Raw genomic sequence first — 12,039 nt, forward strand, 5'->3', positions numbered from 1 at the left:
GGTTTCCTCCGTCACATGCCGAGGTAGGCGCGCTTGAGATCGGGGTCGTTGCGGACCTGTTCGGCAGATCCCGACAGGGCAAAGATCCCGTTCTCCAGGATGTACGCACGCGAGGCGCATTCGAGCGACTGGACCACGTTCTGCTCGACGAGCAGGATCGGCAGCCCGTCGCCATTGAGCCGACGGATCAGGGCGAACATCTCCTCGACGAGCAGCGGCGACAGGCCCAGCGATGGTTCATCGAGGATGAGCAGGCGCGGCTCCGCCATCATCCCGCGTCCGATCGCAAGCATCTGCTGCTCGCCGCCCGACAAGGTGCCAGCAGCCTGGCCGCTGCGCTCTCGCAGGCGCGGGAAGGTATCGAAGACCCGCTCTAGATTGACGGATCGCCGGTCGCGCCCTCTCCGATAGCTGCCGAGATCGAGATTCTCCCGTACCGACATGTTCGGGAAGATCTTGCGGCCCTCGGGCACATGGATGAGGCCCGCCTTCACGATGTCTGCTGAGGAATTCCCTGTGAGGGTCTTCCCGTCGAAGCGGATCTCGCCATCGTTCGCACGCAAGACGCCGGACAGAACCTTGTTCAGCGTGGTCTTGCCGACGCCGTTGGAGCCGAGCACTGCAACGATCTCACCCGCTCCGACCGAAAGATCGAGCCCACGTAGCACTTCCGTGCCGCCATAACCTGCTCTCAGCGACTTGACCTCAAGCATGGACCTTCTCCCGCTTCAGGCGTTCTGCGGCGCCGGTCCCGAGATAGGCTTCTATGACTGTCGCATCGTCGCAGACCTCAGCAGGCGGGCCTTCGGCAATGATCCGGCCATGCGCCAGCACATAGACCTGCTCGCAGAGATTCATCACCGCCTGCATCACATGCTCGATCATCAGGATCGAAACACCCTCATCCCGGATCGCGCGGATCACCGGGATGATATCGCGGATCTCGGAAGGATTGAGGCCGGCCAGCACTTCGTCGAGCAGCAGCAGCTTCGGCTCCGTTGCGAGAGCGCGGGCGAGTTCGAGTCGCTTGCGACCAGCCACCGTCAGGCTCGAAGCCGATTTATCGAGCTCCGGACCTAGCCCAACGCGGCGACCAACCTCTTCGGCGCGAGCCATGGCGTCGCTGCGCTTTGCGTGATGCAGATAGGCGCCCACCGCGATGTTCTCGATGACGGAGAGGCCGGCGAAAGGCTGCACGATCTGGAATGTGCGGGCGATGCCGCGCCGGGCGCGGATGTGCGTCTCGTCGTGGCTGATGTCTTGGCCCTGAAACAGCACACGTCCCTCGGTCAGACTCTCGAAACCTGAGATCAGCGTGAATAGAGTCGTCTTACCGGCGCCGTTCGGGCCGATGAGACCGGTGATCGAGCCAATGGCCGCCTTGAGCGACGCCTGATTCACGGCAACGAGACCGCCGAAGCGCTTGGTCGCATTCTGCACCTCAAGCATGGCGGGGGGCTCCTGAAAGCTGGGCCGACCGGCGAAGGCGACGCAGGAGACCGAGGATGCCGTCTGGCGCGAAGCCCACGGCGACGACGAGGAGAACGCCGAAAACCATAAGGTCGATGCCCGGAACACTGCCTGCGGCGAGCTTGGTGACTTCGCCCAATCCGTGCAAGGCCACTGCGCCGACCAACGGACCGAAGACGGTCCCAAGCCCACCAATGATCGGCGCGAGGATCGCCTCGACCGAGATCCAGGTGCCGTAGGCGATGTTGGCATCCACATAGAGGAAGTACTGGGCATAGAGGCAGCCTGCCGCCGCCGTCACCGCGCCGGAGAGCGTGATCGCGCCGAGCTTCACCCGCAGCGTGTCGACGCCGAGTGCCTTGGCAGCCGCCTCGTTCTCCCGCACGGCTACGAGTTGAGCGCCGAAGCGCGACCGCTCAATCCAGCGGGTCAGGACAAGCACGGCGCCGACGAGGGCGAGCGCAATCCAGAAGAAGGCGCTCCGACTCTCGAACTGAAAGTTCTCCGGCCGCACGTGCAGCTTGATCAGAACGCCCGCTGCACCGCCGGTAAAGGTTGCTGCGTTGGCCAGGATCCGCAATACCTCCGCGAAAGCGAGCGTCACCAGCGCGAAATAGGAGCCGCGCAGGCCGGACCGGAAGCTCAGATAGCCGATCATCCAGCCGACCGCCGCGCCGGCCATGGCGCCGATTGCAAAGGCGATCCAGGGATTGATTCCGAGGCGGACCTGAAGCAGCGCGGCTGCATACGCCCCCGTGCCGAAGAAGGCGGCGTGGCCGAAGGAGAACTGGCCGCCAAAGCCGCCGAGAATGTTCCATCCCTGTGCGGTGAGCGCGATGATGAGGGTGAAAACGAGGAAGTTGAGAACCGTGTTCGCCGTGACGAAGACCGGCACGAAAGCCAGGAGCGCGATCACGGCGATGATCGGGACGATGTCGCGGAATGTCATGCCTTTGCCCCGAACATGCCCGTCGGCCGCACAAGCAGCACCAGGATGAAGATGAGGAAGATGCCGATCTGGCCGAGCGAATCCCCGAGAAACAGGCCGCAAAGGCTCTCGACAACGCCGATGAACAGGCCGCCGAGGAGCGCGCCGGGGATGGAGCCCATGCCACCCAGAACCACGATCGTGAACGCGACGAGCACGAAGGCCTGACCTATGCGTGGATTCACGTAGAAGGTCGGCATGAGCAGGCATGCCGCCACCGCCAAACAGGCGCAGCCCAGCCCGAACGTCACGGCGTAGACATGGGCCACGTCGATGCCGACGAGGCTGGCGCCGAGCTTCTCCTTGGCGACCGCCCGGATAGCCTTGCCGGTGTCGGTGCGCGAGAGAAGAAGCCACAGCAGCACCGTGACCAAAACGGCGGCGCCAAAGCCGATCAGGCGCGGTTTGGAGAGCAGGAGCGGCCCGAGCTCCACGACCTGGAAGCCATAGTCGGTGTTCAGGGAGCGAGTGTCCGAGCGGAAACCGGCCAGCAGCGCGTTTTCGATCGCGATGGACAGACCCAAGGTCACGAGCAGGATGTTGCTATCGCTACCATGGCTCGCGGGGCCGATTACGAAGCGCTGCACCGCATAGCCCAGTCCGAAGAAAAGTGGGGTCAGCGGCAAGATTGCGAGATAGGGATCAAGTCCGAAAGCCACGTGCACGGCCCACACGGCAAACATCGCGGCCGTGAGCAGTGCTCCATGGGCGAAATTGATGATGTGAAGGACGCCGTAGACCAGGGTGAGACCGAGCGCGATGAGCGCATAGATCGCACCCGTCATCAGTCCATTCACGACGGCTTCCGCAATGATGGCGGGTGAATACATCACATGAAACACTCCTCAGGTTTCCTGGGGTGCTCAATGCACCCCAGGACGATTCCCCAGGATCAGCCCGCCACCGGGAACTGCGGTTTCGCGTCCGCGAAAGAGTCGGGGAAAATCACCTTGATGTCGTTGCCCTGCACCTGCGTATTGACCGGCGCGGCACCCATGTTCTGTCCGTTGACGAACTTCGTCTCGCCATAGGGCATGATGTGGTCCTTGAAGGTCGAGGTGTTCAGCGCCTCGATGATCTTCGCGCGGTCGGCTGAACCGGCCCGGTTGATGGCGTCGGCAAGGAGCTTCACGCAGGAATAGTTCAAGGGCACATTGTAGGCGAACACCTTGCCCTGCGCCTCAACCTGCTTCTTGAGCTCCAGGGCTTTGGGATTGCGCGGATCGTACCAGTGATTGCAATCCATGATGCCGTTGGCCGCATCCGGGAACTCCTTCACGAAGCGGTAGTTCGAGGCCGCGCCGTTGAGGACGGCATAGACGCCCTTCGGCCGGATGCGCTGCTGCTGCATGGTGCGCGCGAGCAGCACGAACTCACCGTAATAGCTCGACGGGATCACAAGATCCGGGCTGAGCGAGCGGATGCGCAGGGCGACATTCGACATGTCGCGCGCGGGCGTCGGATGCGCGATGGTCTCAAGGATCTCGAAGCCGCGCTTCGGCAGCTCCGTCTGCATGAGTTTGGCGAGACCCGACCCGAACAGGCCGTCCTCATGTACGAGCACCACCGTCTTGGCGGGCTTGCCAGCGCCGTCGTTCAGCTTGACCAGGTTGTCGAGAGCAACTCCTGTCACAATGCCGAATCCGGGTGCGAAGCGGAACGTGTTCTTGAGGCCGCGCTGCACGATCGGGTCGCTGACGCCGACATCGACGATGTAGGGCAGGTCATAACGAGCGGCGGCCTGGGTGGCGGCAAGGCAGATGGGGCTCGCGAAGCCGCCGACGATGGCCGCAACGCCGTCGGCCTGCATCTTCTCGACCTCCTGGGTGCCGGCCTCGGGATTCGAGCGAGCGTCGCCGAAGACCATCTCCAGCTTGGCGCCGCCGAGTCCTTTGAGGCCGCCGGAATCGTTGATCTCCTTGATGGCCATCTCGGCGCCCATGCGGCCGAAGTCACCGTCCTGCGCAAGCGCACCGGTGACGGGCTGCAGGATGCCGATCTTCACGGACTGCGACTGAGCGCGCAGGTAGGCCGGCATGGCAAGCACAGCTGCCGAAGCGGCGCCTGCCCGCAATATCGAACGGCGCGTCGGACGCATCATATTCTTCATGTCGATGTTCTCCTCTGGTTGGACACCCGCACCGGGCGGGACTTTGGCTTGGGGCTCTCCGGCCCTTTGATTATCCGCTTGTGCGGTTCCGGCCCGGCGGTGGCCGGCTTTGCCACGGGATTCCATCGGCGGGCACCGACGGCACCGGTCCGCACGAGGTCCATGTGGAAGGAATAGCGATCCGGCCTATAGAGGGCATGGAGATGCTCCACGCCCTGGCCCGAGGGATCCCAGACGACGCGCGTGAGCGACAGGAGTGGCGAGCCGATCTCCAGCCCCAGTGCGTCAGCGACGTCCGGCCCGGCCAAGGTGGCGCCGATGCTCTGGCTCGCCTCCTCGACCACGACCCCCGATCGTTCGAGGAGCCCGAGAAGCGGCGTCGACGCGAGGTCGGCTTCGGAATAGGTAACGCCGATACGCTCGGGCACATGGGTCACGAGGTAGGAGAACGGCGCCCCGTCGATGAGGCGCACACGGATCGAGCGCTGTGTCCGCTCGCCGGGCTCGAGTCCCAGGGACGCGGCGACACTCTCGGGCGGGTTCACATAAGCGAAGGACAACAGCCGCACGCCGGTTCTGCGGCCCATCTCGACCAAGTGGGACAGCACGTTCGAGAGATCCGCCACGATTGGCTGAACCGAATTGCCCTCGCGCACGAATGTTCCCGAACCGGGTCGGCGGTCGATGAGACCGTCGCTCGCCAGCGTATCGAGCGCACGCCGCACCGTAACGCGTGAAATTCCGTATCCCGCCGCGATCGACAATTCACCTGGCAGCCGGGAGCCGGGCTCCAGATCGCCGTTGAGGATGCGCTCGCGCAGTAGAAGGTAGATGCGCCTCGCTTTGAGGGGTTCGACTGCGTCCGCCAAGGTTGCCCGCTCCAGGCCGCAACAATGTTGACTGCTACAGAGAACAGTTACCTGTATACCCTATAATACATTTCGCTTGCGTCAAGCCGCCCCTTTGGAAATACTGACGTCGGCTCCGACATGAACCATGAGAGCGCATTCGGGAGAGCGAGATGGCGCAGAACCCCTCCGGTCCTCGGACCCTGTTCGACAAGCTCTGGGACAGTCACGCCATCGTAACCCGCGAGGACGGGCAGACGCTGCTGTGGGTCGATCGGCACTTTGTGCACGAGGGCTCGTTTCATGCCTTCAACAAGCTGAGGGAGCGCGGCGCCAAGGTCGCCCATCCGCACCTCACCTTCGGTATCGCCGACCATTACGTGCCAACCCGCCGGACCGGACATGGCATCGATACGGCGATCCAGAACATGCTCGACCAGCTAGAGCGCAACACGTCGGAGAACGGCGTGATGCTGTTCGGCCTCAACGATCCGCGGCAAGGCATCGTCCATGTTGTCGGTCCCGAACAGGGCCTGACGCTTCCGGGCCTTCTCATCGTCTGTGGTGATAGCCATACCTCCACGCACGGCGCCTTCGGCGCATGGGGTTTCGGCATTGGTGCGTCGGAAGTCGCGCACGTACTGATGACGCAGACGCTCTGGCAGCGGAAACCCAAGCGCATGCGCATTACCGTCGACGGTACGCTGGCCCTGGGCGTCGGCGCTAAGGACATTGCGCTCTCGATCATAGCGCGCATCGGCGCAGATGGCGCACAAGGACATGCGGTGGAATATGCGGGCTCGGCCATCCGTGCACTCTCGATGGAGGGGCGGCTCACCTTGTGCAACCTCTCGATCGAAGCGGGCGCGCGTTGCGGTATGGTAGCCCCCGACGAGACGACGATTGCGTATCTGCGTAACCGGCCCTTTGCGCCTGCGCGCGACGATTTCGAGCGTGCAGCCGAGGACTGGCTGCGTCTGCGGACCGACGAGAACGCGAAGTTCGACCGTGAAATCGTACTTGATGCGTCCGAGATCGCGCCTGTTGTCACCTGGGGTGTCAGCCCCGAGGACGCGCTGCCGATCACCACAGCTGTGCCGGATCCCGAGTCGATCCCGGATTCGGGCAGGGCAACGCAGATACGTGATGCGCTAACCTATATGGATCTCAAGCCGGGACAGAAGCTTACCGATATCCGCATCGATCGCGTGTTCATCGGTTCGTGCACCAACAGCCGCATCGAGGACCTGCGTGCTGCCGCCAAGGTGCTGTCGGGTCGCAAGGCCAAGGTGCCTGGCCTCGTCTCGCCCGGTTCGTCTCTGGTGAAGCAGCAAGCGGAAGCGGAGGGACTGGATCAGATCTTCAAGGAGGCGGGCCTTGAGTGGGTCGAATCTGGATGCTCCATGTGCGTGGGCATGAATGGCGACATCGTGCAGCCAGGCGAACGTTGCGCCTCGACCACCAACCGCAACTTCAAAGGTCGCCAGGGGCCGGGCGCGCGGACCCACCTCATGTCACCCGCGATGGTCGCCGCCGCCGCCGTTTCCGGCCACCTCGCCGACGTCCGCCCCCTGATCGAGGAGCGCTCCTGATGCAACCCTTTCAGCGCCTGGCTGCCACGGCGTGCCCCCTTCCCTACGCGAACATCGATACGGACCAGCTGATCCCGGCCCGGTTCATGAAGCGCTCGCGCGCGGAAGGCTATGGCGGCTACCTGCTTCACGATATGCGCTTCTCTGGCGACAACGTAGAGATTTCCGACTTTCCACTCAACCGCCCTCGCCATCGCAATGCGCAGATTCTCGTAGCGCGGCGAAACTTCGGAGCGGGCTCGTCGCGTGAGGCCGCCGTATACGCGCTTGTAGATTATGGCATCCGCTGCGTGATTGCTCCGAGCTTCGGTGATATCTTCGCTTCCAATTCTGTCAACAACGGACTTCTTCCCGCCAGAGTGGACGAGAGGGATGCGGAGACGCTCATCAGACTTCTTGAGGCGAACGACACAATGCTGATCGTGGATCTAATGGAGCAGATGATCTCTGCCGGCGGGTTGTCAGTACCGTTCAACATCGATCCCGTTTGGCGCATGAAGCTTCTAAATGGCTGGGACGATATCGATCTCACGATCAATCAGGCAGATGCGATTACGCGATTCAGGGCGGATGATTTATCACGACGCCCGTGGGCGGTGCCGCGAACGGCATGCTGATGCCACGCGAAAGATGTCCGTTTACTGCGCAGCAATCTCATTTGGATCAGGCCCAAATCGGAGGCCCGGCAATAGGCAACCACCCGAGTGCGCATCATATGGTCGTCACTGCAATGATGAAAGAAGAAGCGCAGCATGGTGTAACCCTGTTCTAGGCCGCACCGCGTGTGGTGGCTTCCGAGGTTTCGGCATTAATCTGATTAAGTTTTCGCCCTCGAAGGAGCGGCTGTTCCCGAACGTTCTCCAGCCGCGCCAGGGAGGTTGGCAATCCGCTCGAGCAAAGGCGTATCATTGAGCTCAAATCTTGTTCAGACCTCGCACAAGGACTAGAGCATCGGATGAGCGCATCGTTCGCAGCGGACCCAGAGGGCCGCACGATGCGCTAACATCGATCTCGGCCTGCCCCGAGCTGTCGATCGGGCGTGGCGCTCATCCAGGAGTCGCTCATCCGACATTCACGATCCTCCGGGTCCCGCCCCCCGTCCTCTCAGTCTTGGCGATGAGTACTAAGGCGCAGTGATCGATGTCGCCCCATCGCGACAGATCACCTTTCCACCCTTGACTACCATTTTGCGCGGACGGCGGCTCACGATCGCTTCCGCGAGAGTTTCTCCATCAAGCAGAACGATATCTGCCTTGCAGCCTGGCTCCAGGCCATAATCATTGAGGCCCATCATCCGCGCACCACCATAGGTGCAGGTATCGAGCGCCAGTGCGACCTCATCGTCACGACGCAGGTTGTTGCGCAGACCGACGAGGACGGCACGCTCCAACATGTCCGGGTTGTTGTAAGGCCCCCAGGTGTCGCGCACCCCATCAGAGCCTGCTGCGACTACAATGCCGGCCTCCACCAAGCGCTTGACAGCAGGAGCCGGTCTGGAAGCCGGTGCTGTCGTCAGAATGTGGATCCGCGCATTAGCCAGGGCATCAATGAGAGCCGCAACGTAGTCGTGATCCGCCATGCCAAGGCAGAATGCATGGCTTATAGTCACCCTGCCCTGCAGGCCCAGAGCCCTGGTGCGCTCGATGATCAGCTCCATCGAGAACGCACCCAACTCCGCAGGCTCATGCAGATGGATATCGATCGGCACGCCGTAGCGGTCAGCGAGACCAAACACGACGTCAAGATGATTCTTCGGATCACGGTCGATAGCGGCGGGATCGAGGCCACCTACGACCTGAGCGCCAAGTTGTAGGGCCTTCTCCATGAGTTCGACAGTGCCGGGCCGGATGAGCATTCCGCTTTGCGGAAAGGCCACGAGCTCAATATCGACGATGTCTCGGTAGCGCTCCCGGGTTTCGAGCACGCCTTCGATGCCTGTGGTGCCGACCTCGGTGTCAACGTCTACATGGGTCCGGATATGTGTCACACCGAGGGAGGCTGCGAGCACGGCTTGGCGGGCAGACTGACGGGCAGGATCGATGCCGAGAATCCGTCGCTGCTTTCGCTCGTTCTCGATCTTGTCGATCAGCGCCGGCCCGACCTCGTTGTGGTACCAGCCCATACCGAGAAGGGTCTTGTCCATATGCGTATGGGCTTCGACCAGCCCAGGGATTAGGATCGCCCCGGCCCCATCTAAAGCTTGTGCAGCATTGTCGGGGGTCGAACCGTAGCCGGCTATCCGACCATCGCGGATCGACACCGAGGTTGCTTCGCCACCCATTGGGCGCACATTGCGAATGACCAAGTCATGCATCAGCTTTCTCATCCCTGACCCATTGGGCCCACACAAGACCCAGCCCCCATTGCAAAGGGCAGAAATAAGTATACATTAATGCATACAATCTTCGAGATGAATAGTTCTTTCTTAGCTTCAAATTTTGTGGAACAAAGTTCGCCCTCCATCTGTACTGTAACCATTGATGAACGTGCCGATCAGAAAGCCAAAGACAACCTCAGGCACCCGCAGCGAATCCGTCTACGCAGGACTGCGTCGCGCCATTATCGAGCAGGCCCTGATGCCAGGCGACAAGCTGCCTGAGGACATCATCGGAGACCGTTTCGGTGTCAGCCGCACTATTGTCAGAGCGGCCCTCGCGCGCCTCCATGCCGAGGGACTCATCGACCTGCAACCCAATAAGGGCGCCACTATCGCCCAGCCGAGCCTGTCGGAAGCTCAGGATATTTTCGAGACCCGGATGTGTCTGGAGCGACAAGTTATTGCCAGGCTTATAGAGAAGGTGACGGATCGGGACATTGAGCGCTTAGAGCAGCACGTGGCGCTCGAGATGAAAGCCAACGCACATGACGGGCCCGCTGCAATCCGCTTGGCAGGCGAGTTCCATATTCTCCTGGCTGCCCTCTCCGGAAACGGTGTTCTTGCACGCTACGTAAATGAAGTGGTGTCCCGCTGCTCGTTGATCTTAGCTCTCTACAGCCGGCCACACTCCTCGGACTGCTCCATCAATGAGCACCAGCAAATCATTGATGCTTTGAGAGCCAGGGATGGCCGGACCGCTATCGACGCAATGGATCATCACCTCCAAGCCGTCACCGACAGGGCCCTGCTGTCGTCAAATTCCGAAAAGCATCGTGACATCAGGTCTATCCTCGATCGTTACGCCTCCTAACGGCGTGGCATAGGACCTACGGTCGACTTCTTATCGATCACCAGCAAGAACCAGCGCCAGCATGTCGTTGGTCTTTGGCCGCATTCCCCTATCCGCTTTTTGGGCGCCAAGCTCGAAATTACTCAAAGAGCGGAATTGACGCCTCACATTTCGTATGCAATTTTTACTAAAATTGTATCCAAAAATGAAATACATCCAGAGGCTCTGAGGAGGCCGAGACATGAAAGCCAGACTTGCTGCCAGCCTGACCGTCGCCGCCAGCGCTCTCATGGGAGCACCTGCAGAGGCCAAGACCCTCAGGTGGGCCTCGCCGACGGACATCACGACGCTAGACCCGTATGCCCATACGGAGAGCTTCACCACGAGTATGCTGCACCACGTCTTCGACCCCCTGGTGCGCCGCAGCCGCACCCTAGAGCTTGAGCCAGCGCTGGCAGTGAGTTGGAATACGGTGAAGCCCGACACTTGGCGCTTCGAACTGCGCCGGAACGTGAAATTCCACAACGGCAATCCTTTTACCGCTGACGACGTCGTCGCTTCGATCAACCGCATCCTCGATCCCGGTGCCCGCGCCCGCGGCAATCTCGCGACAGTGGCCAAGGCGGAGAAAGTGGACGACTTCACGGTCGATATCGTCACAAAGGGCCCTTACCCGCTCCTCCTCAATGACCTTGCCGGCATCTACATCATGGATAAGGAATGGATGGAGGCGAACGACGCCTTAAAACCCGGCAACATCGCCACGGGCGTCACCACGGCCGCCTCCACGACAGCCGTGGGAACGGGTCCCTTCAAGATCGAGTCCTACAAGCCCGACGCTGGCACCAGCTTCGTCGTAAATCGAGACTGGTGGGACAAGGCCCAGCACAATCTCACCCGGATCGAGTTCAAGCCGGTGAAGTCGGACGCCACGCGCGTGGCGGCACTGCTGTCGGGGGAACTCGACCTGATCGCGCCGGCGCCGCTTCAAGACCTTCAACGGATTTCCTCGTCGCAGGGGTTCAAGGTCATTGAGGAGCCATCGCTGCGCCTCATCATGCTGTCGCTCAACTTCCGTCCCGAGCTTAAGGCCATGCCGGGGCAGAAGAACCCGCTGCTCGACCTCAAGGTGCGTCAGGCCATGTGGCAGGCCATCGACCTGGACACGATCAAGAAGCGTGTCATGCGCGACAAGTCGCGCAAAACAGGCACGCTCGTGGCGCCCCCCGTTCCTGGCTATGCAAAGGAGAATGACGAGCCCCTAGCCTATGACCCGAACAAGGCCAAGCAGCTCCTGACGGAGGCCGGTTATCCGAATGGCTTCAAAACCAAACTGAACTGCCCGAACGACCGCTATATCAATGATGAGCAGACCTGCGTGGCCATTGCCTCCATGTGGGCCAAGGCCGGCATCCAAGCCGAACTCCAGACGGAGTCCCGTGCAACTTACTTCCCGCGCCAGGACCGTGGCGAATTCGACGTGTCGATGGTTGGCTGGGCAACCCTGCCGCCCATGGACGGCTTCAGCGTGCTCTCGTCGCTTCTCACTGAGCAGAGGGAGGGTTATGGCGGTTCCAACGCGGGCACCTACAGCAATCCGCAGATTGAGGAACTGACCCGTAAGGCTGCCGTCGAGCTCGACGAGGGCAAGCGCCGCGCCATGCTCGTGGAGGCCCTGAAGGTGGCCCACGATACGGTGGCGTACATACCGCTCCACCAGCAGCCCGTGGCCTGGGCCGTCCGCGACGGCGTCGACGTACCGCAGTTCTCGGACGAGTATGTCCGCCTGTGGTTCGCCACCGTCAAGTGATCCCGTAGCAGGAGACGGGCGGGCTGCCTCTGCGCGGCAGCCGCCTGGATGAGC

General features: G+C 61.7%; 11 protein-coding genes. 4 read left to right on the forward strand and 7 right to left on the reverse strand.

The window, feature by feature from the left end; translation table 11 throughout:
• Nucleotides 1–11: 11 nt before the first annotated feature.
• The 6 genes from ILT44_RS12720 to ILT44_RS12745 form a co-directional block, all read right to left on the reverse strand.
• Nucleotides 12–713: an ABC transporter ATP-binding protein gene (locus ILT44_RS12720; protein WP_204239960.1), complete on the reverse strand. Its 702-nt coding sequence runs from the start codon at nucleotides 711–713 to the stop codon at nucleotides 12–14.
• Nucleotides 706–1,449 carry an ABC transporter ATP-binding protein gene (locus ILT44_RS12725; protein ID WP_204239961.1) on the reverse strand — a complete coding sequence of 248 codons (744 nt, stop codon included), beginning with the start codon at nucleotides 1,447–1,449 and terminating at the stop codon, nucleotides 706–708. The genes ILT44_RS12720 and ILT44_RS12725 overlap by 8 nt, the downstream gene beginning before the upstream one ends.
• Entirely contained in the window at nucleotides 1,442–2,419 is a 978-nt protein-coding gene (locus tag ILT44_RS12730; RefSeq protein WP_204239962.1) for a branched-chain amino acid ABC transporter permease, read from the reverse strand. The genes ILT44_RS12725 and ILT44_RS12730 overlap by 8 nt, the downstream gene beginning before the upstream one ends.
• Entirely contained in the window at nucleotides 2,416–3,288 is an 873-nt protein-coding gene (locus tag ILT44_RS12735) for a branched-chain amino acid ABC transporter permease (RefSeq protein ID WP_239468183.1), read from the reverse strand. Before ILT44_RS12735 ends, ILT44_RS12730 begins: the two co-directional genes overlap by 4 nt.
• Nucleotides 3,289–3,350: 62 nt before the next feature.
• A complete protein-coding gene (locus tag ILT44_RS12740) occupies nucleotides 3,351–4,568 on the reverse strand; it encodes an ABC transporter substrate-binding protein (RefSeq protein ID WP_204239964.1) in 1,218 nt (405 codons plus the stop codon).
• A complete protein-coding gene (locus tag ILT44_RS12745) occupies nucleotides 4,565–5,437 on the reverse strand; it encodes a GntR family transcriptional regulator (protein WP_204239965.1) in 873 nt (290 codons plus the stop codon). Before ILT44_RS12745 ends, ILT44_RS12740 begins: the two co-directional genes overlap by 4 nt.
• Nucleotides 5,438–5,589: 152 nt before the next feature.
• On the opposite strand from ILT44_RS12745, the gene leuC reads away from it, so the two are divergent.
• Together leuC and leuD are read left to right on the forward strand one after the other, a co-directional pair.
• On the forward strand, nucleotides 5,590–7,008 hold the full coding sequence (gene leuC, locus ILT44_RS12750; protein WP_204239966.1) for a 3-isopropylmalate dehydratase large subunit: 1,419 nt from the start codon (nucleotides 5,590–5,592) through the stop codon (nucleotides 7,006–7,008).
• Complete coding sequence (leuD, locus tag ILT44_RS12755; protein WP_204239967.1) at nucleotides 7,008–7,625, forward strand: 3-isopropylmalate dehydratase small subunit; 618 nt, start codon at nucleotides 7,008–7,010, stop codon at nucleotides 7,623–7,625. The genes leuC and leuD overlap by 1 nt, the downstream gene beginning before the upstream one ends.
• A gap of 506 nt (nucleotides 7,626–8,131) precedes the next feature.
• On the opposite strand, the gene ILT44_RS12760 is transcribed toward leuD, so the two are convergent.
• Nucleotides 8,132–9,322 carry an amidohydrolase family protein gene (locus tag ILT44_RS12760; protein WP_204239968.1) on the reverse strand — a complete coding sequence of 397 codons (1,191 nt, stop codon included), beginning with the start codon at nucleotides 9,320–9,322 and terminating at the stop codon, nucleotides 8,132–8,134.
• Nucleotides 9,323–9,488: 166 nt separating this feature from the next.
• On the opposite strand from ILT44_RS12760, the gene ILT44_RS12765 reads away from it, so the two are divergent.
• Both ILT44_RS12765 and ILT44_RS12770 read left to right on the forward strand, forming a co-directional pair.
• On the forward strand, nucleotides 9,489–10,196 hold the full coding sequence (locus ILT44_RS12765) for a GntR family transcriptional regulator (RefSeq protein ID WP_204239969.1): 708 nt from the start codon (nucleotides 9,489–9,491) through the stop codon (nucleotides 10,194–10,196).
• 220 nt (nucleotides 10,197–10,416) lie between these two features.
• A complete protein-coding gene (locus ILT44_RS12770) occupies nucleotides 10,417–11,985 on the forward strand; it encodes an ABC transporter substrate-binding protein (protein ID WP_204239970.1) in 1,569 nt (522 codons plus the stop codon).
• Nucleotides 11,986–12,039: the final 54 nt, after the last annotated feature.

The organism is Microvirga arvi, from assembly GCF_016892765.1.
In the GTDB taxonomy this organism is placed as follows: domain Bacteria; phylum Pseudomonadota; class Alphaproteobacteria; order Rhizobiales; family Beijerinckiaceae; genus Microvirga; species Microvirga arvi.

What these genes read in the sequence shown, in the direction of transcription:
- ILT44_RS12765 (WP_204239969.1), top strand. Translation starts at nt 9,489, where the DNA reads ATGAACGTGCCGATCAGAAAGCCAAAGACAACCTCAGGCACCCGCAGC.
- ILT44_RS12735 (WP_239468183.1), bottom strand. Translation starts at nt 3,288, where the DNA reads ATGTATTCACCCGCCATCATTGCGGAAGCCGTCGTGAATGGACTGATG.
- ILT44_RS12760 (WP_204239968.1), bottom strand. Translation starts at nt 9,322, where the DNA reads ATGCATGACTTGGTCATTCGCAATGTGCGCCCAATGGGTGGCGAAGCA.
- leuD (WP_204239967.1), top strand. Translation starts at nt 7,008, where the DNA reads ATGCAACCCTTTCAGCGCCTGGCTGCCACGGCGTGCCCCCTTCCCTAC.
- ILT44_RS12720 (WP_204239960.1), bottom strand. Translation starts at nt 713, where the DNA reads ATGCTTGAGGTCAAGTCGCTGAGAGCAGGTTATGGCGGCACGGAAGTG.
- ILT44_RS12770 (WP_204239970.1), top strand. Translation starts at nt 10,417, where the DNA reads ATGAAAGCCAGACTTGCTGCCAGCCTGACCGTCGCCGCCAGCGCTCTC.
- leuC (WP_204239966.1), top strand. Translation starts at nt 5,590, where the DNA reads ATGGCGCAGAACCCCTCCGGTCCTCGGACCCTGTTCGACAAGCTCTGG.
- ILT44_RS12740 (WP_204239964.1), bottom strand. Translation starts at nt 4,568, where the DNA reads ATGAAGAATATGATGCGTCCGACGCGCCGTTCGATATTGCGGGCAGGC.
- ILT44_RS12730 (WP_204239962.1), bottom strand. Translation starts at nt 2,419, where the DNA reads ATGACATTCCGCGACATCGTCCCGATCATCGCCGTGATCGCGCTCCTG.
- ILT44_RS12725 (WP_204239961.1), bottom strand. Translation starts at nt 1,449, where the DNA reads ATGCTTGAGGTGCAGAATGCGACCAAGCGCTTCGGCGGTCTCGTTGCC.